The organism is Parabacteroides hominis (assembly GCF_014287585.1).
Taxonomy (GTDB): Bacteria; Bacteroidota; Bacteroidia; order Bacteroidales; family Tannerellaceae; genus Parabacteroides; species Parabacteroides hominis.
The window spans coordinates 41,169-67,402 of record NZ_JACOOJ010000029.1; the positions used below are offsets into that span (position 1 = coordinate 41,169).

The 26,234-nt window shown below is 41.9% G+C and carries 22 protein-coding genes and 1 pseudogene; 7 read left to right on the forward strand and 16 right to left on the reverse strand.

The genetic code is table 11. The annotated features are described in order from the left end of the window. Positions 1-111 precede the first annotated feature (111 nt). The 3 genes from argS to H8S65_RS14775 all read left to right on the forward strand — a co-directional run bounded on the left by argS (position 112) and on the right by H8S65_RS14775 (position 3,156). On the forward strand, positions 112-1,905 hold the full coding sequence (argS, locus tag H8S65_RS14765) for an arginine--tRNA ligase (RefSeq protein WP_186930668.1): 1,794 nt from the start codon (positions 112-114) through the stop codon (positions 1,903-1,905). A 10-nt stretch (positions 1,906-1,915) separates the two neighbouring features. Then, positions 1,916-2,788, forward strand: coding sequence for a VIT1/CCC1 transporter family protein (locus H8S65_RS14770; RefSeq protein ID WP_186930669.1), 873 nt, complete (start codon positions 1,916-1,918; stop codon positions 2,786-2,788). A gap of 113 nt (positions 2,789-2,901) precedes the next feature. After that, on the forward strand, positions 2,902-3,156 hold the full coding sequence (locus H8S65_RS14775) for a hypothetical protein (RefSeq protein WP_186930670.1): 255 nt from the start codon (positions 2,902-2,904) through the stop codon (positions 3,154-3,156). Positions 3,157-4,413: 1,257 nt separating this feature from the next. Here the strand turns inward: H8S65_RS14775 and topA are convergent. The 3 genes from topA to H8S65_RS14790 form a co-directional block, all read right to left on the reverse strand. Next, a complete protein-coding gene (topA, locus tag H8S65_RS14780) occupies positions 4,414-6,762 on the reverse strand; it encodes a type I DNA topoisomerase (protein ID WP_186930671.1) in 2,349 nt (782 codons plus the stop codon). A 170-nt stretch (positions 6,763-6,932) separates the two neighbouring features. Beyond that, a complete protein-coding gene (locus H8S65_RS21320) occupies positions 6,933-9,284 on the reverse strand; it encodes an ATP-binding protein (protein ID WP_186930672.1) in 2,352 nt (783 codons plus the stop codon). Further along, positions 9,281-9,940 (reverse strand): hypothetical protein, encoded by a 660-nt coding sequence (locus H8S65_RS14790; protein ID WP_186930673.1) that lies wholly within the window; start codon positions 9,938-9,940, stop codon positions 9,281-9,283. The genes H8S65_RS21320 and H8S65_RS14790 overlap by 4 nt, the downstream gene beginning before the upstream one ends. Positions 9,941-10,210: 270 nt before the next feature. On the opposite strand from H8S65_RS14790, the gene H8S65_RS14795 reads away from it, so the two are divergent. Next, entirely contained in the window at positions 10,211-10,483 is a 273-nt protein-coding gene (locus tag H8S65_RS14795; protein ID WP_494546183.1) for a tetratricopeptide repeat protein, read from the forward strand. Between the two features lie 69 nt (positions 10,484-10,552). Here the strand turns inward: H8S65_RS14795 and nagB are convergent, their stop codons facing one another. The 4 genes from nagB to H8S65_RS14815 all read right to left on the reverse strand — a co-directional run bounded on the left by nagB (position 10,553) and on the right by H8S65_RS14815 (position 14,448). Beyond that, positions 10,553-11,365 (reverse strand): glucosamine-6-phosphate deaminase, encoded by an 813-nt coding sequence (gene nagB / locus H8S65_RS14800; RefSeq protein WP_186930675.1) that lies wholly within the window; start codon positions 11,363-11,365, stop codon positions 10,553-10,555. A 75-nt stretch (positions 11,366-11,440) separates the two neighbouring features. After that, positions 11,441-12,637, reverse strand: coding sequence for an FprA family A-type flavoprotein (locus H8S65_RS14805; RefSeq protein ID WP_186930676.1), 1,197 nt, complete (start codon positions 12,635-12,637; stop codon positions 11,441-11,443). A 36-nt stretch (positions 12,638-12,673) separates the two neighbouring features. Next, the gene (gene lgt, locus H8S65_RS14810; RefSeq protein WP_186930677.1) at positions 12,674-13,507 is read right to left on the reverse strand and encodes a prolipoprotein diacylglyceryl transferase; all 834 of its coding nucleotides are present in this window, start codon (positions 13,505-13,507) and stop codon (positions 12,674-12,676) included. 44 nt (positions 13,508-13,551) lie between these two features. After that, positions 13,552-14,448, reverse strand: coding sequence for a diaminopimelate dehydrogenase (locus H8S65_RS14815; RefSeq protein ID WP_186930678.1), 897 nt, complete (start codon positions 14,446-14,448; stop codon positions 13,552-13,554). A gap of 159 nt (positions 14,449-14,607) precedes the next feature. On the opposite strand from H8S65_RS14815, the gene H8S65_RS14820 reads away from it, so the two are divergent. Then, positions 14,608-15,279: a response regulator transcription factor gene (locus tag H8S65_RS14820; protein WP_255489238.1), complete on the forward strand. Its 672-nt coding sequence runs from the start codon at positions 14,608-14,610 to the stop codon at positions 15,277-15,279. 63 nt (positions 15,280-15,342) lie between these two features. Here H8S65_RS14820 and H8S65_RS14825 read toward each other — a convergent pair whose 3' ends face one another. The 3 genes from H8S65_RS14825 to H8S65_RS14835 all read right to left on the reverse strand — a co-directional run bounded on the left by H8S65_RS14825 (position 15,343) and on the right by H8S65_RS14835 (position 17,970). Next, on the reverse strand, positions 15,343-16,293 hold the full coding sequence (locus H8S65_RS14825; protein WP_255489240.1) for an outer membrane beta-barrel protein: 951 nt from the start codon (positions 16,291-16,293) through the stop codon (positions 15,343-15,345). A 238-nt stretch (positions 16,294-16,531) separates the two neighbouring features. Further along, positions 16,532-17,242, reverse strand: coding sequence for a hypothetical protein (locus tag H8S65_RS14830; RefSeq protein ID WP_186930681.1), 711 nt, complete (start codon positions 17,240-17,242; stop codon positions 16,532-16,534). Positions 17,243-17,415: 173 nt separating this feature from the next. Next, a complete protein-coding gene (locus H8S65_RS14835) occupies positions 17,416-17,970 on the reverse strand; it encodes a hypothetical protein (RefSeq protein ID WP_186930682.1) in 555 nt (184 codons plus the stop codon). Positions 17,971-18,647: 677 nt separating this feature from the next. Between H8S65_RS14835 and H8S65_RS14840 the strand changes: the two genes are divergently transcribed. Continuing rightward, positions 18,648-18,893: a hypothetical protein gene (locus tag H8S65_RS14840; RefSeq protein ID WP_186930690.1), complete on the forward strand. Its 246-nt coding sequence runs from the start codon at positions 18,648-18,650 to the stop codon at positions 18,891-18,893. On the opposite strand, the gene H8S65_RS14845 is transcribed toward H8S65_RS14840, so the two are convergent. The 6 genes and pseudogenes from H8S65_RS14845 to H8S65_RS14865 form a co-directional block, all read right to left on the reverse strand. Next, complete coding sequence (locus H8S65_RS14845) at positions 18,880-21,498, reverse strand: TonB-dependent receptor (RefSeq protein WP_186930683.1); 2,619 nt, start codon at positions 21,496-21,498, stop codon at positions 18,880-18,882. The two genes, H8S65_RS14840 and H8S65_RS14845, sit on opposite strands and share 14 nt — an antisense overlap. Next, positions 21,495-22,382, reverse strand: a complete 888-nt coding sequence (locus H8S65_RS14850; RefSeq protein WP_186930684.1) for a GLPGLI family protein — start codon at positions 22,380-22,382, stop codon at positions 21,495-21,497. The genes H8S65_RS14845 and H8S65_RS14850 overlap by 4 nt, the downstream gene beginning before the upstream one ends. Positions 22,383-22,461: 79 nt before the next feature. Next, positions 22,462-22,696: pseudogene (locus H8S65_RS21115) on the reverse strand (peptidase domain-containing ABC transporter); the annotation flags it as partial. A gap of 464 nt (positions 22,697-23,160) precedes the next feature. Continuing rightward, positions 23,161-23,574, reverse strand: coding sequence for a hypothetical protein (locus H8S65_RS14855; protein WP_186930685.1), 414 nt, complete (start codon positions 23,572-23,574; stop codon positions 23,161-23,163). Positions 23,575-23,663: 89 nt separating this feature from the next. Then, complete coding sequence (locus H8S65_RS14860; protein ID WP_186930686.1) at positions 23,664-24,125, reverse strand: hypothetical protein; 462 nt, start codon at positions 24,123-24,125, stop codon at positions 23,664-23,666. Positions 24,126-24,569: 444 nt separating this feature from the next. Then, the gene (locus tag H8S65_RS14865; protein ID WP_222616300.1) at positions 24,570-24,740 is read right to left on the reverse strand and encodes a hypothetical protein; all 171 of its coding nucleotides are present in this window, start codon (positions 24,738-24,740) and stop codon (positions 24,570-24,572) included. 405 nt (positions 24,741-25,145) lie between these two features. On the opposite strand from H8S65_RS14865, the gene H8S65_RS14870 reads away from it, so the two are divergent. After that, positions 25,146-25,766, forward strand: a complete 621-nt coding sequence (locus tag H8S65_RS14870) for a transposase (protein ID WP_186930687.1) — start codon at positions 25,146-25,148, stop codon at positions 25,764-25,766. Positions 25,767-26,234: the final 468 nt, after the last annotated feature.

The window sequence follows — 26,234 nt, forward strand, 5'->3', positions numbered from 1 at the left end:
CTTTACCAAATCATAGTTATGTCTTTCCTAACTCATACCTATCCTATGGTTTTTACAAAATAAACCTGTACCTTTGCAGGCAAAATAAATCCGAACATATACTAAACGAATATGGTTATCGAACAACAGATTACCGGTGCGATCATTGCCGGCATAAAAGAACTGTATGGCGCCGATGTGGCGGCCAGCCAGGTACAACTGCAAAAGACAAAAAAAGAGTTCAAAGGACATCTGACTCTGGTAGTTTTTCCCTTCCTCCGTATGTCGAAGAAATCACCGGAACAGACAGCTCAGGAAATTGGCGAATACCTGCTCCGGCATGAACCGGCTGTAGCCGAGTTCAATGTAATCAAAGGCTTCCTCAACCTGACCATCGCCTGTGCCTGCTGGATCGATTTATTAAATGGCATTAACGCCCAGCCGGCATACGGGATCGTTCCCGTAACGGAACAGTCTCCGCTGGTCATGATCGAATATTCTTCCCCCAACACCAACAAGCCGCTCCATCTCGGACACGTGCGCAACAACCTGTTAGGCTACAGCTTGTCCGAGATCATGAAGGCGAACGGCAATAAAGTGGTAAAGACGAACATCGTAAACGACCGCGGTATCCATATCTGCAAGTCCATGCTCGCCTGGCAGAAATGGGGCAACGGCGTGACTCCCGAAACGGCCGGCAAGAAAGGCGACCACCTGATCGGTGACTTCTATGTTCTTTTCAGCAACAAACTGAAAGAAGAGACTGCCGCCCTCGAAGCCGGTGGCTTGACGAAAGAAGAAGCCGAAGCCGCTTCTCCCCTGATGGCCGAAGCACGCGAGATGCTCCGCAAATGGGAAGCCGGTGACAAGGAGGTACGCGCTCTCTGGGAAATGATGAACAACTGGGTATATGCCGGATTCGACGAGACATACAAAAAGATGGGCGTAGACTTCGACAAGATCTATTACGAATCGCAGACCTACCTGGAAGGCAAAGGCAAAGTGCTGGAAGGACTCGACAAAGGCATCTTCTACCGCCGTGAAGACGGTTCCGTATGGGCGGACCTGACTAAAGACGGCCTGGATGAAAAACTGTTGCTCCGCGCCGACGGCACTTCCGTCTACATGACACAGGATATCGGAACTGCCAAGTTGCGTTTCGACGACTATCCGATCAACAAAATGATCTATGTGGTAGGAAACGAACAGAACTATCATTTCCAGGTATTGTCCATCCTGTTGGATAAATTGGGCTTCGAGTTCGGCAAAGGCCTTGTACATTTCTCTTACGGTATGGTCGAACTGCCGGAAGGAAAGATGAAGAGCCGCGAAGGAACGGTTGTCGATGCCGACGACCTGATGGAAGAGATGGTGGGCACAGCCCGCGAAATCTCGCAGGAATTAGGCAAAGTGGACGAAATGACGCCGGAAGAAGCCGAAAATATCGCCCGCATGGTCGGCCTCGGTTCCCTGAAATACTTCATCCTGAAAGTGGACCCACGCAAGAACATGACTTTCAATCCGAAGGAATCGATCGACTTCAACGGCAATACCGGTCCGTTCATCCAGTACACATACGCCCGTATCCGTTCCGTTCTGCGTAAAGCAGCCGAGCAGGGCATCGTTTTACCGGAACAACTGCCGGCAACGACTACGATCTCCGAAAAGGAAGAAAACCTGATCCAGATGATAGCCGACTATGCTTCTATCGTCCGCGAAGCAGGAAAGGAATACAGTCCCGCCCTCATCGCCAACTACACGTACGACCTGGTAAAAGAATACAACCAGTTCTATCACGATTTCTCTATCCTTCGCGAAGAGAATGACGAAGTGAAGAAGTTCCGCCTTGTCCTCTCCGCCAACGTAGCCAAGATCGTCAAATCGGCCATGTCATTGTTGGGGATCGAGGTTCCGGAAAGGATGTAAGAAACGGATCATGAATATAGATCAACAGACATACGATGCTCTCCTGCGATTTCAGCGTAATGAAATCACGGAGAGCATTGTTTATACAAAGCTGGCGGCAATCGAGAAAGATCCGGATAACAAGAATGTGCTGCTCCGTATTTCTGCCGATGAAAAAGGACATTACGGTATCCTGAAGAAATATACCGGACGGGATGTAGCACCTTACAAATGGAGAGTACTTAAATATTATCTTCTGGCCCGTATATTAGGCATTACTTTCGCCATCAAGCTAATGGAAGGCAGTGAAGAAGGTGCAAAAAACGGCTATGCTGCTTATAAAGACTATCCGGACTTGCTTCAGATTGCCAAAGACGAAGACGAGCATGAAGATAAACTCATTGCCCTGATCAACGAGGAAAGGCTCGAATATATGGGTTCCGTCGTGTTAGGTTTGAATGACGCTTTGGTTGAGTTCACGGGAGCCTTAGCCGGCTTCACACTTGCATTGAGCGACTCGAAATTAATAGCTTTAACGGGGAGCATCACAGGTATTGCCGCCGCGCTCTCGATGGCTTCGTCTGAATATCTCTCCACAAAATCGGAAGGCGGAGAAGGGAAACATCCGGTAAAAGCATCTGTCTACACGGGTATAGCTTATATTTTTACTGTCGTTGCATTGGTAGCACCCTTTATCTTTATCAGCAATGTATTGGCAGCATTAGGTCTCATGTTGCTTTCCGCCTTATTGATCATTGCCTTATTCAATTACTACTATTCAGTAGCCAGAAGCGAAAGTTTCCGCAAACGATTCACGGAAATGGCCGTTTTGAGTTTCAGCGTTGCCGCTCTAAGTTTCCTGATCGGTTATGCGCTGAAAGAGTTTACAGGGATAGATGTATAGACCATGATCCAGTGTAGCCAGAAGCATAGGATAATGACCAATATGCCAATAATAAGAAGATTTGAACCACAAATAATGATTTATCAGTGAGCTAACAGACAAAGCTGCGCCTTATGCCGCAGGCTCTCTTTTGCCGTCTGCTTCAGCAGACGGCAAAAGAGAGCCTGGAGGCTAAGCCTCTTCCCTTGTGGGCTTTAGCCCCTTTATGGATTATATTTAAAGGGGTTAAAAACCACATAGGAACCAGCAAAGCCGGAACAATCATCTATCCGTCTGCTGAAGCAGACGGCAAAAGAGAGCCTACGGCACGCCATCCATATTATACACCGGTAAATCATCATTTCTGGTTCAAATCTGCCAAGATATGAGTCTGATAGACGCAAATATAATTTTGACGCGGATTTCGCGAATAACGCGGATAAGAAATATGTATCAGGTGTTTAATCCGCGTTATCCGCGAAATCCGCGTCAAAAAATCCTGTTTATTTATTTTAATCTGCGTCTATCAGACTCAAACCTCGTATGTGAAGTTGTTCCTATAGATGCCTGTCGCTTCCTGAAAAGACAGGCATCGGTTGCCGGATAGATGCCTACCTTTTTACTGCTACCCTATAGGCTTTTCCCGGATAGGCTAAAGGCTGTATTTTTTAGCCTATAACCTGTATTTTATGGGACAGGAACCAATCAGATCCCTTATATGACAAAACTAAAAAACAGGGTTCACGGCGGTAAAAGACTAATGGACAGCAATTTGTTGTGAAGGCTGTGAAACCTGTGAAACCTGTTTACGATCAGACAATCCTATCGATCGATCCCGTCTTTTTTTATCTTGCATTCACAGGGTTCACAGCAACGTGCTGATCTACAGAGTCTCCCGAACAGTGTGAACCCTAATTAAATAAAATAACCAGAGGGTATTTAGAGGATAATCTAAGAATATTTGAACCACAAATAATGATTTATCAGTGAGCTAACAGACAAAGCTGCGCCTTATGCCGCAGACTCTCTTTTGCCGTCTGCTTTAGCAGACGGTTTAAAAGGCCTGGAGGCTAAGCCTCTTCCCTTGTGGGCTTTAGCCCCTTTATGGATTATATTTAAAGGGGTTAAAACCCACATAGGAACCGGCAAAGCCGGAACAATCATCTGTCCGTCTGCTGAAGCAGACGGCAAAAGAGAGCCTACGGCACGCCTCCATATTATACACCGGTAAATCATTATTTATGTTTCAAATCTGCCAAAAGGCGACTACTATGATAGATTTGAAAAACAACTATCATACTATCATGTTTCTTGTGTGAAGATTGAATATCATAAATCAGCTGTTTAACCATCATTTTAGCCGTTTTACCCGAAATAGAAGCACTCAGAAAGTGTTAAAAACAGACTGTTTTCCGGAAAGCATAAGGCTTTTTTGCCGGAACACGTTACTTTTTTAACAAAAAGACGTTAGATCTTCTCCCTGAAATACCCGTATCAGAGCCTTTTACACCTCCATCTGACGGATATCGACACCCGGGTCTGCAGGTGGCCGACATCCGGGTCTCAATAAAAATATGTAGTTATTCTTATGAAAATAAGCTATATAGAACGCGTAAAAAAGATACTGTCTTTATGTAAGTCTTTTGTCAGGCTTTCTTTTTACGCGTCGTCTTCTTTGCGCTTGCCGGTTTTTCACCTGCTTCGGCTATGATCTTTTTGCAATCTTCCAGCGTCAAGGTTGCCGGATCGGTTACCGTCTTCGGAATACGATAGTTTGCTTTCTGATAAGAAATATAGGGGCCGAAGCGGCCTTTCAGTATTTCCATCTCCGGATCCTCTTCGAACTTCTTGATAAAACGTTGTTCGTCTTTCTCCCTTTTCCCTTCGATCAAAGCGATTGCTTCCTCAGCCGTGATCGTCAGCGGATTCAAGTCTTTCGGGATAGAGACGAATTTACCGTCATGACGGATAAACGGCCCGAAACGACCGACAGCGGCCACCATCACCTTACCCTCATATTCACCGACCGTACGGGGAAGGTCGAAAAGTTTCAAAGCCTCTTCCAATGTGATCGTATCGATAGACTGGCCTTTCATCAGAGAGGCGAACTGAGGTTTCGGCGCCTCTTTGTCGTCGGCATGTGAAACCCCGATCTGAACGACAGGGCCGTAACGGCCGATCTTCACAAACACCGGATTGCCACTCTTCGGGTCGACACCGAGTTGACGCTCTCCTACTTTGTGTTCGGTCTTAACGGCAGCCGTAGCCTCTACGATCGGATGGAAAATCTTATAAAATTTATCGATAGCCTTCGTCCAGACCAATTCACCATCCGCCACCGAGTCGAATTCCTTTTCAACGCTGGCCGTAAAGTTATAATCCAACACATCGGGAAAATACTCCATCAGGAAATCGTTTACCACCGTACCGATATCGGTCGGCATCAGTTTATTGCGGTCGGCCCCGACGATCTCAGTCTTCTCCGTCTCCTTGATTTTTCCTTTGGACAGCGAAACGACCGTGTAAGTACGTTCCGTGCCTTCCTTATCCCCTTTCACCACATATTCGCGATTCTGGATCGTCTGGATAGTCGGTGCATAGGTAGACGGACGTCCGATACCTAATTCTTCCAGGCGGCGAACCAGGCTGGCTTCCGTATAGCGCGGAGGACGCTGCGTGAAACGTTCTGTCGCCACGATATCTTTCAAAGACAAAACCTCATGAAGTTTTACCGGAGGAAGCAGGCCGTTTTCCTGTTCTTTCTCCACATCGTCGTCATTGCTTTCCATGTAAACCTGAAGGAAACCTTCGAAACTGATCACTTCGCCGACAGCAACAAAACGTTCTGTCTGCCCGCTGACACCGACCGAGATAGTCGTGCGTTCCAATTCGGCATCCGCCATCTGGCAAGCGATCGTACGTTTACGGATCAGTTCATACAACTTCTTTTCCTGCGGAGAGCTTCCCGCCTCCACATTACTGATATAAGTCGGGCGAATCGCTTCGTGCGCTTCCTGTGCCCCCTTGCTCTTGGTATGATATTGGCGGAACTTATAATATTTCTCACCGTATGTCTCGAAAATAGCCTCTTTTGCCGTGCCTAATGCCAGGTCGCTCAAGTTCACGGAGTCGGTACGCATATAAGTGACCAACCCGGATTCATATAAACGCTGTGCGATCATCATCGTCTGCGAAACGGAGTACCCTAACTTACGGGCAGCTTCCTGCTGCAAAGTGGAAGTCGTAAAAGGAGGGGCAGGCGATTTCTTCACCGGTTTCGTCGTGATATCGTTAATCGTAAACGAAGCATTCTTGCAGGATTCCAGGAAGGTTTCCACCTCTTTCTTATCCTTCAGGCGGCGATTCAGCTCGGCTTTCAACACCGTCGTACCGTCAGGCAGGATAAAATTGGCGATCACACGGAAAGCCGCTTCACTTACAAACTCATTGATCTCCCGCTCCCGTTCCACAATCAGACGGACAGCGACCGACTGCACACGCCCTGCCGATAAAGCAGGTTTTACCTTACGCCACAAGATCGGCGAAAGTTCGAACCCCACGATACGGTCCAGCACACGGCGCGCCTGCTGGGCGTTCACCAGGTTGATATTGATATCGCGTGGCGTTTCAATAGCATGCAGAATGGCATTCTTGGTAATTTCATGAAAGACGATACGTTTGGTATTTTCGGGTTTCAGGCCCAGCACTTCATACAGATGCCAGGATATTGCTTCTCCCTCACGGTCCTCATCGGAAGCGAGCCATACCTGTTCGGCAGACTTGGCTGCGGACTTCAGTTCGCTGACCAGCTTCTTCTTATCGGCGGGTACCACGTACTGGGGAGCGTAGTCGTGTTCAACATCGACACCAAACTCTTTCGTCTTCAGATCGCGGATATGACCATAGCTCGACATAACCTTATACTCTTTTCCGAGGAACTTTTCAATGGTTTTTGCCTTAGCGGGTGACTCCACTATTACCAGATTCTTTTGCATAATAACGTCTTATCTTTTTGAAATCGGGTGCAAACTTACACAAATAATCAACGTAACCGTATATTAGCCACAAAAAAACAGTTTTTTTAATCTGTATTATAACGGGATGTACGCCAAAGTCCAATGCGTGCGCCGAATTCTTTCATAGTCGGAAAAAATTCTATTTAATTTTAAATAAGAATCAAGCTACGTGCCAAAAGAGTCGTTATCTTGCCTTTAAGCATCGTCGCATTGATCGGTTTAGAGGTATAGGCATCGAAACCGCTGTGAAGTATCTTCTGCTCATCCTGTTCAAAAGCATAAGCGGTGACAGCAATGATCGGTACGACCGTAGACAGTTTACGTATCTGCTCCACCGCCTCATATCCATTCATCACCGGCATATTTATATCCATCAGTATCAAATGCGGCTCGTGCTCCCTGAACATCTCCACGGCTTCCTGTCCGTTACGGGCATGAAGAAGCTGGTAGTCTTTCATGAGGATGGTCTCGAAAAGGCGGTAATTGCTATCCGTATCCTCCGCGATCAGGATCTTGAGTTTGCTTTGCTCCACAACCCTTCGTTCCGAGAGAAGCAAATTCTTTTCGGCCGCTTGCTGGGAAGGGTCGATCGATACCGGATTATAAGGTATCGTAAACCAGAACCTGGAGCCGGAACCTTCGACCGAGTCTACCCCGATACGTCCTCCCAGCTTATTTACGATCGTCTCGCAAATGGAAAGCCCCAAGCCCGTCCCTTGCTGGAAAGAGTTCAGCTTGATAAAACGTCCGAAGACCATCTCCTTCTTATCCTGGGGAATACCGCAACCCGTGTCCGTGACATAAAAATACAACATGCCATCCTGTTGCTCCCGGTATCCCAGGCTGATACTTCCCTGCTCGGTAAACTTAACCGCATTGGTCAACATATTGATCAACACCTGCATCAAGCGGTTCTTCTCCGAATGGATATGGCAGAAAGGCAACGAGATCTCGCAGATAATCTCGATAGGCTTATCTTTCACACGCAGGCGGAACGTTTGTTCCAACTCGTACATCATGTCATTCACGTTAAAATCGGTATAGATGAATTCCAACGTGCCCGCCTCTATCTTAGAAATATCAAGGATATCATTGATCAATTGCAACAACAACGTATTATTATTCTCAATAATCGCCACATACTCTTGTTTTTCCTCTAACTTGTCAGTCGAGGAAAGGATATTCGAGAACCCGACGATGGCATTCAACGGAGTACGTATCTCATGGCTCATATTCGCCAGGAACGCGGATTTCAAGCGATTGCTTTCTTCCGCACGATTTTTAGCAGAAAGCAATTCAAGTTCCATTTTCTTGCGCCGCGTGATAACCACCGACGAACCCACCAATGTCAACGGACGCCCGATCTCGTCGCGGGCATCTATGGTAGCTTGCGCCTCCACCCATTCAAAGTTCGTATGGTTATCCTCCCTGTACAAGACTCGATATTCCTCACGCACCTTCTTGACATTCCCTTGAATAAGATTCGCGTAAGCCTGCTCCACACGCTGGCGGTCGTCTTTGTGTATCTTGGAGAAATAGTCTCTTTCCGGAACAGATAACGCCTCCTCTACATTTTGAGGCTCCTCGGATTGGATCTCAAGCGGACGCTTCACGTCGCAAAGGATCGTATGCCGGACCAAATCCCACTTCCACGGAACGATATTGGCGACATCCAAAGCCATAGCCAGCTTATGGTTGATAGACTCTACCAATGCTTGGGTATTATGCAGCTTGGTGGTCTCAATCGCATATACGTCCACTACATCCGGCTCGGAAGCCGGCGTCACCTTAAATTCATAATAACTGTTATTCGCCTTCAAATGGTACTCGAAGGAATAAGGCTTATTGCAACGCAACACCTCCTGATACATCTTCAAATACTCATCAAAGCCCGGATCCGACGAATTGCCCTGGCTGCCTACCGGATTTCGCTGTCCCAATAAGGAATTTGAGTAAAGCGCATTCGCGTCTTCAACCACATAACCAGTCACATTCCCTTTCTCGTCTTTCAGCAACCGGTGCTTGAAATAAGCGATAGGCATATTATTGAATAACATCTTATATTTGCCGAACAAGGCCATCTCTTTTTTGCGATGCTTAGTGCTGTTCCAATAGAAGAAAACGAGAACGGCCGAAATAGAGAAAAGCAATATGCCCCAGTATTGCTCCAGGAACGTCGGCGGAGCGAACAGATAGACAGCATCGTCTGGATAACGCGAATCGGGGATGCCCGACATCTGGAGAACGTTGTAGCACAGCCACGTTTCCGCAGGCCCCACATTAATCCACGGGATATCTGTCGGTTTGCGGCCTTTCAGCACCTCCTCGACGACCTGCCCCATGGTACGCCCCAAGTCCTTGCCTAAATAGAAACAACCGCCCGCCATTTCTCCCGAATGGATATTCACATCCATCAACGAGAAAATAGGATTCGAGGCAAGCCCGGTCATTATCTTATAATTATTGGCATATATATAGCTGTTCCCCAATTGCTCATTCACCTGGATCCATGAATAAAATAAAGGATTCCCGTGGTATGATCGTAGGAACGGATCGAATCGAGCACCTGGTCCATCGTAAAAGAACCGTTAGTCAAATGGCTCACTTTTATATCGGGGAATTTACGAGTCACCACCTCTTCCACCTCATGCCTCACTTGGGCGCATACATAACGCCGATCCGAGATCAAAACCAGCCGTTCCATTTCCGGCAATAATTCTTTCATGGTCTTCACGGTTTGCTCCACATAGATAGGACACTTAACGATCGTCAGGTTCATGCCTTTCACCGCCTCTGCCAAAGGTTCCTCCTTTTGGGGATCAAGGTCTTGTTTAGAAATACAAGCCTCAATGCTACTGACATTGTCATTATCGGCACACAATACCACAGGTATGTCGCGCCAACGCCCCTCCAGTTCCTCCCGGAAAAGGATAAAGGCCGAGTTTCCCAACAACACGATGGCATTAGGTTCCTCTTCATCATAAGGCTCAAGGATACGTCTTTTTCTTGCATCAACATCCTCCTGGGAATTAAATAATTGCATATTCAGGGGCTGAGTCGTCACCTTTACTGACCGGCCAACCTCACCCAAATGGTCAATAATACCATTATATGCGGCATTGAACCAGATATAACTCTCCGTATATCCGTTTATCACCAAAACCCTATCTTCATCATTCTCTCCAGCGAAAGATAATTGAACATAAAATAAAAAAAACAAGAACAAGCAGAACAGCTTGTTCATTACCCGAAAACTCCCCATAACAATTTTAATTTCAAGGATTAGACCCTATCCGGTACAAATTACGTCATTCTTTTTAACACTGGCAAGAATTCCAACGAAAAAGGAATAAGCAAATGTAAAATCGCCCAGTCCCGGTTTTATTTTTTATCTTTGCCGGACAGCATCCATAATTATTACCTCATAATTCTTAAAATGGAAACTATTAAACAACTCATTACCGACGGCAGGACAGACGAAGCCATCCGCTTACTGGACGATTATATAGAAAAAAACGTTTCGTCCGATGAAGCGTACTACTTACGTGGCAATGCCTACCGTAAACAAGGGGATATCCGGCAAGCCCTCAACAACTATCTTACGGCGATGGACCTGAACCCCGACAGCCCCGCACACATCGCCCACGACCAACTGATCTCGATCATGAACTTCTATAATAAGGATATGTTCAACCAATAAAAAAGGCTGCATCTATCACAGACACAGCCTTTCGATTTTAAATCAAAACTATTATGAATAATAAAAAAATCACTTCAATAAAGAACAAGGACAAAGATTGTCTTTCTCTATATCTTTGAAATAGTTGTATGTACCGACTTTAAGATCTGCGCAAGCAGCCTCGTCGGCAACAATAATGCCTTTCGGATGCATCTGCAAAGCCGTGATAGTCCACATCTGGTTTACCGCGCCTTCAACAGCCTGCTGCAAAGCACGGGCTTTGTTGTGACCGTTCACCATGATCAGCACCTCTTTCGCATCCAGCACCGTAGCAACGCCAACCGTAACGGAAGTCTTCGGAACCTTGTTGACATCGTTGTCGAAGAAACGGGAGTTTGCGATGATCGTGTCGGTAGTCAAAGACTTGACACGGGTACGGGAAGACAAAGAAGAACCCGGTTCGTTGAAAGCGATATGCCCGTCAGGACCGATACCGCCCAGGAACAGGTCCACGCCACCGACAGCTTTCATCTTTGCTTCGTAAGCAGCACATTCGGCTTCCAGATCTTCTGCGTTTCCATTCAGGATGTTCACATTCTCCGGCTTGATATCGATATGGCTGAAGAAGTTGTTCCACATGAAAGAATGATAGCTTTCAGGATGGTCTTTCGGCAAACCTACATATTCGTCCATGTTGAAAGTTATGATATTCTGGAAAGAGATCACACCTTGTTTGTTCAGTTCGATCAGATTCTTGTACATGCCCAGAGGAGAAGAGCCGGTAGGCAAGCCCAATACAAATGGTTTCTCTGCTGTCGGATTCGCTTTCTTAATCTTGGCAGCCACATAATTAGCAGCCCACTTTGAGAGTTGCTCGTAATTAGGTTCAATAATTAGTCTCATACGCTTTTTTTTAATTTAGTTCTTTCGTTCCTAAAAGTAATATCTTTATTCTTTCCGACCAAGAATTTTCCATTCTCAATCTTCGGTTTTCAATTTCTTGGCCATTTCTTCTCCCAAAGCCCAGCATTCTTCGTACTTATCTGCTTTCAGAGCTTGTTTCTGCTCGACCGGAGCGCCTACAACTTCCCATTTCATCTTCTCGCCGAATGCCGCTAAGTTTTTCACCGCAGCTCCCGCCCAGGTGAAAGAGCCGAAGTAACCGTACAAACGATGCTTCACCTCACGCGTCTCGATCTTATCCAGAATCGATTCGATTTCCGGGAACAGACGGTTGCTGTAAGTCGGACTACCGATAATCAGGCCCTTATACTTGAAAATATCTTTCAAGACATAAGACGCGGGGCTTTTGCTGACATTGTGCATAACGATATTCTTCACTCCGTTTGCAGCCAAAGATGCCGCAATCGCTTCTGCCATCTGCTCGGTATTGCCATACATGCTGCCGTACACGATTGTCACACCTTCTTCACCTTCATAACGGCTCATGCGGTCATAAATATCGATCGCCTTCGCTGCATATTCGCGCCAAACCGGGCCGTGAGTCGAACAGATCGTCCGGATATCCAGAGCCGACAATTTCTGCAAAGCACGCTGCACCGGATTTCCATATTTACCGACAATATTGGAATAGTAACGGATCATTTCCTCCCAATAATGCTCCACATTCATTTCAGAGTCGATCACACCGCCATCCAACGTTCCGTAAGTACCGAAAGCATCGGCAGAGAACAGAATCTTATCAGTCGAATCGTAAGTGACCATTACTTCCGGCCAGTGTACCATCGGAGCCATATAGAAAGACAGTTCGTGACGCCCCACGCTCAGGGTGTCTCCTTCCTTCACTTCATACAATCCCGTTGAAATACCGTGATATCCGTCCAACATGCCGAAAGTCTGCTTGTTCCCGATGATCTGCACATCCGGATACTGCTGGCGCAACAAACGGATACTACCCGCATGGTCCGGTTCCATGTGGTTTACAACCAAAAAATCCAAAGGACGCCCATCGAGAGCATCTGCTATTTTTTTCAGGAAGATATCGGAATAACACACATCCACCGTATCGACCAGGACCGTTTTTTCATCCACGATCAGATAGGAATTATAAGATACGCCGTAAGGCAAAGGCCACATATTCTCAAAAAGAGCTTTTTGCCGGTCGTTTACACCTACATAGTAAACTTTATCTGCTATTTCTTTTAACTTATACACTTTGAAAATTAAAAATTAAAAGTTGGAAATTAAAAATCAATTCTTCTTCATCGCTTTTCCAAGCCGCATGGCACGCCATACGAAGTAGATACCGGCTAAAACGAACGGAATACTGAGCCATTGCCCCATATTCAGCATCATATCAGCTTCGAACTCTTCCTGGTTATTTTTCAGAAATTCAATGAAGAAACGCGAACCGAATACGCAAATCATAAAGACACCGAAGATAAGCCCCTCCTTTTTCCAGGCATCTTTCTTAAAATAAAGCCACATACAAATAGCGAAAGTCACTAAATAGCTGAGAGCTTCATAGAGTTGTGTCGGATGGCTGGGAACGGTAAAGATGGGAGCTGCCCCTCTTTTCCAAGCGTGCAGGTTCTCTATAAACCGGAATCCCCAGGGTAAGTCTGTCGGATGTCCGTATATTTCATGATTCATCAGGTTCCCTAAACGGATCATAGCAGCCACAAGGCCGGTAGGAACCACCAGCTTGTCGAATGTCCAAAGCATACTCCGGTGGCTAACCCGCTTAGAGTAAAAATAGACGGCGATAATTATGCCTAACGTTCCACCATGGCTGGCCAATCCGCCTTCCCAGACTTTCAATATTTCGACCGGGTGGGCCAGGTAATAGTCCGGCGCATAAAACAGGCAATGTCCCAAACGGGCGCCGATCACCGTTCCCAGCATCGTATAAATCAGCAGGGAATCGATCCATGCCGGATTGAGTTTTTCTCTTTTCCACATCTTCTCCACGATCTTGTAACCGATCAGGAAACCGATGGCAAACGCCAGTCCGTACCAGCGTATCTCACGCGAACCAATGGAAAAGATGGCGGGATCAGCCGTCCAGGTAATAAAATCAAGCATAAGTACTATCAATTGTCAATTGTCAATTATCCATTGCCAATTTATTAAACCAATTTTTTTATTAAGTCTTCTCTTTCGCCATAAAGCATATCGATCACCGGCAATTCGATCATCGTGTAAGCGCCAGGCTGCTGCTTGAAACTTGCACGGGCAACACAAACCAGAATCTGCGCCGTCAGAGCCGGATTGTTGATCTTCATGTCGAATTCGATCAACTGGTTCTGCGTTTTACCGGAAACGCCTTTACGAACAAGGTTCACGCCATGTCCCATATCTTTCAGGTCGTCCACACAGTCAACCTGTATCACATGCGTTTCGTCGTGAACAAAATAGTCGTCCGCCTTGATAGCTGCGGCTACTTTATCGAAATCATATCCTTCTTTCACTTCGATATAAACCATACGGCGATGAACGCCTGTTCCCATCGGGATTGTCATAGACAAAGCCGCCTTTACACCTTCGATGGCTTTAACGGCAACGGTATGTCCCATGCTCATGCCCGGTCCGAAGTTTGTATATGTAATTCCTTTCGGAACGATTGCCTGCAACAAAGCACGCACGATAGAGTCGCTTCCCGGATCCCATCCGGCAGAGATTACGGCCACCGTATTATGAGCTTTAGCAACTGCATCGAGCGAACGGCGCAGATCGACAATACCTCCGTGGATATCGAAACTATCCACCGTATTGATGCCTAAAGAAAGTATTTCTTTGGCGTAAGTCTCTACGCTACGGGTCGGGGTTGCCAGAACAGCTACATCTACTTTTTCCAACTTTATGATATTATCAGTGACGGTATATCCTTTCAACTCATCCGGAATATCATTCGGATTACGACGTACAACACCTGCTACTTCAAAATCGGGAGCAGCTTCCAGGGCCTCCAATACATACTTTCCAATATTGCCATATCCGACAATGGCAGCTCTAATCTTTTTCATACTTTAGTTTTTACTTTTTCTTCAGCCACAAAAGTAGTTATAATTAGGGGATTGACAAAAGAGGGGTATGTTGTTTTTGTTTAAAATGAAATGAGGTTCCCTCATCCTATGTCATATAGGATGTTTTTATTATCTTGCTCTCTGAAACAAAAAAGGAAAATGACGAATAGCAAACTCATATACATCGAAGACGATCAGATCTTAGGGAATTTGATTACACAAGCCTTGGTTGACAATGGATTTGAAGTCGATTTCAGGACAACATTAAACGGGCTTCAAGAGAGTTTGGCTTCCATGCTGCCGGATTTACTGATATTAGATATTGAGGTAAACAATCAAAGCTGCCTCGACATTCTTCCGGCTATCCGCTCACAATACCCGCAACTACCAGTCATCATAGCCTCCTCACATACGGACGGAACCGAGATCATCCGCAGTTATGACGCCGGAGCCAACCATTACATCAAAAAGCCGTATGACATTACGGAATTGGTATTTCAGATTCAAAACCTATTGCAACAGTCCGAAAAACAACTGGCAGCGATGTGGAGAATCGGCACTTATCAGGTAGACACAGCCAAACATCTTCTGATTTATCCGGATAAAAGAATTGAAAAATTATTTCCGAAAGAATTTCAGGTTTTGCAAAAACTATACTCCAATAAAGGACAGGTAGTCACACGCAAACAACTGCTCGAAGAAATATGGGGAAACGATTCGAGTGAAGAAAGCCTGAACAATATTATCTCGCAACTCCGCAAAAAATTCATGCAGGATAAATGTATTAGCATCCAAACATATCCATGTATCGGATATCAACTTGGTTTCTGACGGACAACCCAACCGGGAGAAACCGAACCCGATCCAGCCTCTCCCGGTTGTCAAATCCGCCCATCAGAAATGAAACCGTACTCCGGCGTCAAAGTGCAAACGAAAGATTCCGGTATGTTCCTCATCTCCATAACCCGCAGCGTCCTGCTTCGGCAAAGAGCCGCCGATGTATCCAAGGTTTGCTCCGATCCCGACATGGTCAGACAGGTAATATTCCGCTCCAAACAGGAAATCATATCCCACACCCGAAAGAGAAGCACTCGTGCCTTTCGCCGACTCCCGATACTTGAAATAGCCGATACCGAATTTTTCCTCAATCCCCCAACGGCCTACTTTTTGTTTCATCACAAACTGAGGCGCCACGTATACAAGCCCCACTTTCACATCCACATTCGAATACGCATAGGACGACTTATAGCCCGAATACATCAACCCGGCTCCAAAACCGCTCCTTGACACCCAATCATACCCTAATTGCCAATCCATACCGTTCTTGGGATTGCCCGATGCACCCGACGGTAAATAATACTTACTGGTTATAAAAGCATAACCGACATTAGCATAGAACGTGCTGTGCCGGAAAGCACTTTTAACCACACCGGTGGTATTTTTATCACCAACCGGAGCAGACAAATCAGCAACCGTCCCCGTTTCCCAATTTGCCGTGTCGCCGATCCAAAGCATATCGCCGGCGATCTGATGGCAACTGCTACCCAGTAGCGACGGCTTCCGGTGATCCGTCAATGCCAAAGCATTTCCGCCACTCTTCGCCGTCTCCTGTTTGGCCAATGCCACAACCTGTTCGTAGTTACACTTGGTGGATGCCCCGCCATCCACCACTCTTACACTTCCGATCCGCTCTGCCGTCTCCGGCACGGTTTGCCCGACTCCATACAAATGGACTTCATCCGCAGCAATACGGGAAGGATACTTCTTTTCTATGTATGTCAACACTTTGGGGGCGCAACTGCCTAAAAAGAGAGGCAGAAGCAGCGACAATATTAATCTTTGCATTTTTATCATATTAAAAATTAATAACTACATCACTTCCAAACGTATGCTCATCCAGAGAAATACAAAACTCCTTTCTTGTTTCCTGTATAAGCAGATAACACGTAATGCTCCTATTATAAAAAGGATTATCCATTACATACAGACGAGCCAATGGCTTTTTTGAATTATTTTGCATATAAAATTCACATTCAACCTAAATATACATTTAAGTAATTGCTAAATTGGTATTACAATCATGCTAATCTTCTCTTTTTAGATCAAACCTCCAATCTTCTGCCAATGGCATAGTTATATTATCTATAGCAAACGATTTTATATCAGCACTAAATACACATTCCATATCTAAATCCTGAAAATATAGAATATTATGTTCACGAAACCATTTGCCTCGTGAATACCCTGTTATAAACTCTTTTTCATAAGGCTTCATACCGTTACCCGGAAATACAAATCGAGTTTCACTAATAGACAATTCATACCTATTATCGGGATGTATAACGATCTTTAATCCTGAAGCCGTATAATATGCCCCGAATCGTAAAGGTATCAGTTCCTGACTCATGTCACGAGTACATGTTTCCAAAACATCTTTTGGTTCAGATTCAGAAATAGAACCATACTTTTGGAAAACAAATTTCATTTGTTTTAATCCCACATACGTTCTAATTGGAATGATACAATCATCCTTTTTCTGAAAAGTCATTACACATCCATTTCTTTCTTTTAAAAATAGACTATCATGTTTCATACTGAACCTGCCATATGACAACGGCCTGGATTCTATCATATCTAAACTTTTCTGTTTTATCATTTCTATATAATACTGATCTTTTCCCGACAAAACTAATATTACATCTGTACCATTATTAGAATAGACATACACTAATTTTTCCGTAGCTACCAAAGAAAAATTGCAAAAAAACAAAAGAGCCAATATAAATAGATTCATACTAATATATTTTAGATAAAAATGAAAATGGTAATTTATAAGAGACTTCGAATAGATCCGATCCTACTTCATACAAGCACGTCATTTGCAGCTATTCAAAAAGAATCTCTTTTCTATGCACGCCAACACTTTTGGGAGAACAACTATCTAAAAAGAAAAAAGCTGCAACCATTTTAAAAACCGATAGTCAAACTATCTGAAATAACAGTTCCACACTCCAATCTATATCCATTCTTTCGTTCTTCAAAATGGAAGTTATATACCCCATCTTTATCAACAACGCAAGTTTCGCAAGGTATTTTACCATAATAAAATGTATATTTTCCCCGAAGCATTTCAAAAGCAATCAAATCGTACTTTTCCACAATAACTTCTCCCGGATTAAAAAAAAGGAATCTATCTGGATCATCCATTTTCTCTTTGTTTGATAAATAAACCTTTGCCTGATAGGAAAATCCATTCTTCTGAGCAATAAACCGATAAATTTGTTCCAAACTCCGATTATAAAAATCAAAGGATTCTATCTCATCACAATCTGTATGTTTATTTACGAACAATGTATTTTCAAAAAAATCCAATTGAATATCAAACTTTTCTTCATCTGAATATTTCCGATATGTACTTAACATTGTTTCCAGATCATCCAAATTCTTTATCTCTGTTATTTTTGGGTATTCCCATGATAATATCAACGGTAATTCCCTACAACCATAAATTGTTTTAGGCATATAAACAGAATCCTGCGTAAGGTTCGAATATGTCACACATAAATAAGGATGTTTGATCGTATCAAACTTTTCCGATATATTCACCAGACTCCTTGACCAAGATAGAGATAAGTCAATAGCTATATTTTGGGACAGTAGAGACTGAATATTAAGAAATAACATAAATAAGAATATCAAGCAAATGTTCTTCATATTAAAATAGATATTTAAATATAGTCATCTTAATCTTTTCAAATCAAACCGACAATCTTTAGCTAAAGGAATATTTACACCATCTATTGCCATAGATTCTATATTAGCACAAATATATATCCCATATCTATATCCTGAAAATATAAAATATTACCTTCACGGAACCATTCACCTTGTGAATATTTCGTTGCGAACTCTTTTTCGTAAAAGTAAGAAATAGTACACCTATATCACTAACTTTTCTTGCTTTTTTCCCAAACAGCTATCTTTCTGTACAAAACAGATTATAACACATAACAAAAACGTCTTTCAACAAAGACCGTTTCCTGTGTTCTTTCAAAGACAAAGTATTTCCACCATCCGCTGTTATCCGAGAAAGCTACTCCTTTTTCTATGTGTGTCAAGACTCAGAAAGGTGCAATCCATAATGATACCAATAAAAACTATTTTCATTTTTCTACCAGACACATCATCAAGGTGAAGACATGAATAACGAACTGTTTCAAAAGGAAATGACAAACAGCAAACTCATATACATCGAAGACGATCAGATCTTAGGGAATTTGATTACACAAGCCCTGGTCGGCTATGGATTTGAAGTCGATTTCAGGACAACATTAAACGGGCTTCAAGAGAGTTTGGCTTCCCTCCTGCCGGATTTGCTGATATTGGATATTGAGGTAAACGATCGTAGGTTACAGGCAAAGATTATCACTTCTACAAAAATTTGAAACGTACCCGCAATAAGACTTCTCCAGGACGCAAACCATATTCAGTATAATAACGTCCCGTTTCATTAAAAACAGTCGAGATATAATGACGGGTGTTAAACAAGTTCGTACAATCCAAACGAATTTCCGTATTTTTCAGTGTATAAGACAAATTCAAGTCAGCAAACCACATATTCCGACTACCGGAACGGATTGCATCATTATAAAAATGTTCGCATGAAACCCCAAGCATCCACTTTTCGACCGGTAGCCAATTAAATAAAAGCTGCTGGGAAAGTAACCAAACCGGATTGACCGGCAATTCAGTCTCCTGAAATAAACTTTTATTCCAACTTCCCCGTATTTTATAATCCAATATAATTTTCCGGCTAATTTTTGTATGGAGCTTTCCGCCTACAGACAATGAATGAGACTTATAGCTGGAGATCACTCTCTGCAGTATCTGCAACGAACGGTTGTAATTATAATCTGCGTTTAAAGAAAAAGACGATTTTATAGTCTCCAGATCTTTTCCCAACATCAGGCTGGAAAACAACGACTGAGTATTATTGGGATACTGCAATGTGGACTTTCGAGCTAAAATTCCTTCATACAAATACTCGCTCAATAGACGAGCACGTGTATGAGTATAAAAAGTGGTAAATGAACCAAACAAAGAAGAAAACGGGCTTTTATATCCCAATATCCACCAGAGGTTATGTATTTTATACCGGTCCCGTTCACCGTCATTCCGTAAAAGATTCCGGTATGAAGTCATGACATTTCCTGTATATGCATTTTCTATTCCCGACACCTCCTGCGTAAAGGAATAATTTAATGAAGAAGACAGATAGGCCGAAAGTCGCTGTTCGAATACTAAAAACGGATCAACAAACAAATAATGCGAAGTATGTTGCTCACGAACCAGCAAATAACGGATCGGACAAAATAAGTGAACATTTACATTATCCCCTAAAGCTAAACTATGCGAGACATGTAATTTCCATTCATAATGTTCACGTTTCAAATCGTTTGCAAGCGAATCACCCCCTGTCACCTCGATCCCTCTATCCATCAGCAACAAATCAGTTTGCAAATGCTGAACATGAGCATTAAAATCCAACGAATAATTTTGTGTCACCTTTCCCTTTCGTCCATACGTCAACGAATTCGTTGTCGTAAAATCCTTCATCCGCGCTTTCTGTCTCATCCAAGCCATTAACGAGGTAGCCGGAGGCAACAGCGCGTCATATAAAACGGGATAAATGTCCAATGTCTGAGTCATATCCTTATAACCGGCAAATGAAGCGACCTTAAACATATTCCTTTCATTTGTTGTCACCCATTCGAATTGGTTACTAATTCCATATACCGGATTATCCAAATGTTGCCGGATCGAATCACCCGTAAAAACACGTCCGTTTTCTTTATCCCAACGCCCCTCCATCTTAACTCTGTTTTTCAGGAAAAAATCATCCGTATTGGCACTCAGTTCAATATTTGCCCCCATACGATTCTGATATAGCTTAGAAACATTTTGCTCACAAATTTTTAAACTACTATCACCCGGTAAATAATAATCTGTTTCCGCATTACTCTCTCTTTTCGGTTCGTCATAAGCATAATATATATTCGTACTCAATACATACCGGTTCTTCAATGCCAGTAAATGATTGACCGTACCAATATGCGCATCATTGAACAAATAGCGTTGAAGACTTACAGCCGGTTGCCGTGGTTTTAAAACAGCCAAGATATCAAGATCACGAACCTTCGGCTCCGGATTATACAAACTATTTAACTCGCCCAGAATATCCCGTCCCGAATTGTCACCTTTGTAAACAACCATATCTTGCATTTTTTTAGAGAAATACATCCCCACCAGCTCATTACTAAGCAATAACGGGGAAATCCCCGCTCCCAGTTGTGCCGTAGCCAGTACGACACCTTTCGACGATTTTTTTAGTTTCAGGTTTATGGCTGCGTCCGACGATGTCTCGTAATCTTTCAAAGCTTTTACAGGTTGATGTTTCTGAAGGACTTGTACAGTCGCTATATCATTGGGATTGATATTATTTGTTGCTATTCCATACCGGTCTTTCAGCAAATCCATATCTTCTATATAAAAACGATTGATTGGTTTATTCATATAGAGAATCATACCATTTTCCAACACCTGTATCCCAGGCATTTTTCCAAGTACATCCTTTAGAGTCCGATCCGTTTCGTCCGTAAATCGTTCGACATTGTAATTCAATGTATCTCCAACCTCATTAATCTTAGGGGCTACGACAATCACTTCCTTAATCGAAATCATCTCATCTCCTACCACAAAATCAATAGTCTGACTTTTATTCGCAATATCTTTCACTACTTTCTTCAGATTGAAACCGGTAACTGCCAAAGTAAGGCTGTCTTGTTTCCCGTTAAAAAGAATCCGATATTCTCCATTCTCTCCTGATTGTGTATAAGCAATAATCCGGTTGCTCCGAAGTGCATAGAGGCTAACTGTGGCAGCTTCTACAGCTTGTCCGGTTTTCTTATCTGTAATATTCCCATTTAAAATGGTTTGGGAAGATAAAGATGATACCAGAAAAAGGCTATATAACAAAAAACAGAGCTTCATTCTTGTTCCAGTTCGTCAAATATACGTTTATCAGCTTCGAAACTCATTGAAAAGATGCCATCTACTCCTAAAAAGCGCCGCTTATTGTTTTTCTTAAACGCCAACTTCCTTATCTGTTTTCTATCAGTCGTCACATATTGATCTTTATTCATCGCAATGGGAAAAGACTCCAATTGTTGTATTCCAATGGCTTTGAAGACGAACAGACCGTCATCAACCACAACTTGGAGTATTAATCCCGGCAATCCATATAACTTCCAGGGTCCATCTTGTAATGGAATATCCGGTGCGAACCAAGCGACATAGCTTCTCCCTCGAAAAACAGTCTCGGCCTTCTGGGATACATATCCTAAAATGGTCATTGTATCTTCTCTCAACTCCCATGACTGAGGAGGTACTTCATCTATACATTTATACATTTCAGTAATAGTTCCATCAATAATAATTATTTTTTGCTTTTTCCGGTCTTTATACAACACTGCAGTCTCCCCCCTACTCAACAACTCTTGATAACTTCCACCGCCCTGTTCACGTAAAGCATCAATCTCCGCTTTTGTCATATGCTGCCTTATCAATTTAACACGAGGCCTTAATCTTTCACCTTCAACCCTATCAGCAGAATCACGCATTATGCGATTTTGATCATAATACATCGAACATTTCAGTCCTATGTCCAATGTAAAAGTATCAACGACCTGTTCTTTTATCCCTTCATTCGAGCAGTATTGAATAAATTCATACCAACAACGGAGAGACGCTTTATCCAAAATTTCTTTTTTCAGCTTTCCCTCCATTCTATCTGACGCACTTTTAGATATCACAAATTGGGAGTACAAGTTATTATTTGTGATCACCAGAAAAAACAACAAAAGTATGTTTTTCATATTATTCCAAATTTACGATTTCTCCGTAAATATAATAATAATGAATTGATAAACAACAATAAAAGATTATTTTATTTAAATTACCTAATTCCAATTGATTCCGTACCAAGTTGCAATAAGCGCCCTTTCGCTTTATCAAAGAAGTATGGTTTCCAGCCTCTACAATCCACCCTTTTTCTAAAACGACAATCTGATCAACTTCCCGAACCGTACTCAATCAATGTGCTACAATTATAATCGTCTTACCCTCATTAAAGCCGGCAAGATTTTTCCACAATAGCCCGTTCATTATTCGCATCCAATGAATTATATGCCATATTTTTATTATCTTGCCCTCTGAAATAAAAAGAAAATACATCTACAATCATTTCTAATATAACTGTAATATAGGTCTTATCAAAACAGGAACTATTACAAGTAAAGACACGCACAAAAAAGTAAATACAATTGCAAAACAAATCGATAAAAACATACTGTTTCTAAAAAGAGGTTTTTTATGTTCTACTATATACTTCCCTTTACCTGATCTATAATAGATTACATACATTATTAGAATTATCAATGGGAAAAAAGCCATCATAATCCAGAAATTTACCCTTTTTGAAAACAGAACTACCCATATCAAGTTCAATCCTCCTATTGCTACACAAAAGAAAAGAAAACTAATTCCCCATATCGTCCTAACATGCGGCTCCGTATCTTTCAGCTTCTTTAAATAGAACAGATAGTACATATAATATAATATGTCAATCATGGCCTATAATTTTTATAAAATTCCTCATTTGCCAAACACCATTCGGGACATAGGTTCAACAAGCTGATACATATATTTCCCCATGAAAGCTGATGAAAGAAACATTGCAACAGTTATCACAAAAAAGAGTATTGCCCAAATAACTGAAAGACGAAAACTACCGCGAATAAGAGGCTTCCTATCTTCAACAACAAATTTTCCTCTTCCATTTTTTGAATAAATCCAATAAAATAGCAGTACTCCTAAAAAGCAAATTGCAAGTGCAAATTCCAAAGAAATTGAATACAAAAAGAAAAAAAGCAAAAATAAATCAATAGCACAGAATACCCAATAAGAGAAGAAAATACCTAAGAACCAAATTGTTCTTGCATGCGGTTCTTCGTCTTTCAATTTTTTCAAGTAGAACAGATAGTACATATAATATAATACATCAATCATAGCCTATATTTTTTATACAGAAATCCATACATATTAAAATTTAATTTTATAATCTTCTACAATTACACCAATAAAAACTATTTCTGTTTTCACAAAAGCCGTAACATATCCAATCTCCCTATATTATTTTCTACAATATACCCATTTTCAAATATATTGTCAAATCCTTTATTTTCCTGTAATAACAAATCGCTATTTCCAGCAAAAATATTATTTCTAATAACAATTTCTTTCTCAAAACAACAATCAAAAAAAGAGAAGAAACCCTTGAAGATGTTTTGTTCTATAATAATCTCTTTCTTATTATGTCCTCCCATTTCATAGTCAATATCAGACAATACTAAATTTTCAACAAATATCAATCCTTTACTAAACCAAGATGAGTATATATTCATATTGGTTATAATACATCTTCGTATTATAACATCTTTCTCAAACTCTATACCCACAAAATCTAATGTATCAATAATACAATTAGATAAATAAATAGGGCAAGATACATCTATTGACCCAGAATCTATTTTTTGAATAATTTGGTTTTCCAACTTCATTAATCTTCTATTTTATGCAACAACAATCGGTATTCAAGTATCGAAAATTTCAATATCATTTTCTGCTATTATCTTAATAACACCAGCATTTGTATAAATAGAATAGTATTTCAACTTACATAAGATTTCCTCCGAAATATATTTTTTCATTTTCTCTTTATATTCCAATAAAATCGGGTCTATATCATTTACTTCTGAATATGATATATAATAATATCCCACTATATTATGACATAAATCTACGTAAGAATAATATAAGTTTCTAAAAGCACATTTCATTTTTTCCCAGATCCTCTATACTATCTTCCTCTACATTTGCATTTCCAATATTTAATACAAACTGAATATAATAACAATTTTCAATATCATCAAAATCATATGATAAACTTCTAATTACCACATCATGATAAAAATAATCATAAAAGGTACATTTCATACTCTGTACTATCTAAATATTTTAAAACTTAATTTTATTCCAAATCCAGGATCTGTTTTACCGGGGAAATAATGTTTACCCTTTTCATTCAAATGATAATGGCTTTGATTTGGCCCTTTCATCCCAGGAAGAGTCCCTGTATCTATTCTTAATTTTTCCACAAATTTACCATTTTCCATAATACCATAAGATGTTACATTAAAGTTTCGCACCTTCCTATAACAGTCTCAAAAACAAGTAAAAAAAGAAACAAGTGAACAGAAAAAAGGTAACTTAGCAGTACAAACAAACTGATTACCAAAAATTCAAATCCACTTGCTATGAAAGCAAAAATAGCCAATATATCTGAGATATCCTCGTTGTTGGAGGAAAAAAAAATCAGGCCTGTTCAACACTGACTCGCTTATATGAAGTCCTTGGTTTAAAAAAGAGCATGTCTTGTGTCTCGTCAGGCAAGAAACAAGGTGTCCCCTTGTGCGAGATTCTTTACTGCTTTCTTATATTGCGCCTATGCGGTTTAAGTATTTATAGCAGCTCGCGTGAAAGTATCCTCACCCGGGGCTATCCGTAAAAAAGAGTTGGATATGAGCAAGATGGAAAGTGTAAAAAGGATGTTGTCAAAAGCATTCCTCCAAAAACTTAAAGTGGATTATGTCTTAATGGACAGTTGGTTCACTTGCTTTGACTTGTTACGGACAGTCCAAAGCCTTTGGCAAGGAAAGACCCACGTGATAGGACGCTGTAAAATGGATCAGACTCTGTATGAAGTAGATGGAAAGAAACGGAATGCGCAAAAGTTAAGGCTTTTGTATGCGAGGAGATGTCACTATTGCCGAAAAACGAAGTCGTCTTTTTTCGCACTCAATGTCAAATTGAATGGAATTCCTGTCAAATTGTTTTTGATCCGTCACAGGAAGCATGAACAATGGACACTCTTACTTGCGACAGACTCAAAGCTGAAATATCTCGAAGTATTTGAACTTTATCAGATCAGATGGAATATCGAGGTCGTTTGGAAAGAATGTAAGCAATATCTGGAGCTGGGTAAATATCAGGGCAGGGATTTGGATGGACAGATTGCAGATTGTGCCCTGGTTTTCATCACACATACAATCTTGGTTTTAGAAAAAAGATTTTCATGTTATCAAACCATTGGAGGCGTTTTTAGGGAAATAGAAAAACAAGTGCGAGTACTAACCCTCTGAGAAAGAATTTTACCGCTCATTTACAAGATGGAAGAGTGCTTAACCAATGAACTGAACTTGATTACAATCCAGCCACTTATCCAGGTTATCCTAAAAGACGAAGACGACCCCGAACATGAAAGAAGGAGCAGCAGGAAACGGCATCTTTTGCGGAATTATTTTTTAAAACGTTGAAATTTAAGTGCATACATCAATGATAATCTCGCTTCAAGGCTGTTTTAGGAGGGTGCGATACTTTAGACGACAATATCCCCCCTTAAAACGGCAATATTGCATAAACATCTCATTCACACCGACATGTCAAAATCCAAGTTTGTTAAAAAATATTACCCTTGCAGGTAATTTCTGTGGGTCTTGTTCACATTTGCTGCCTTATACACAAATCATCATTCTTTTGAGAAGTTCTATGCTTGCTCGTCCATAACACATTCTTTTAATCATCTTTAATTTGTTGACAAATCCTTCGGT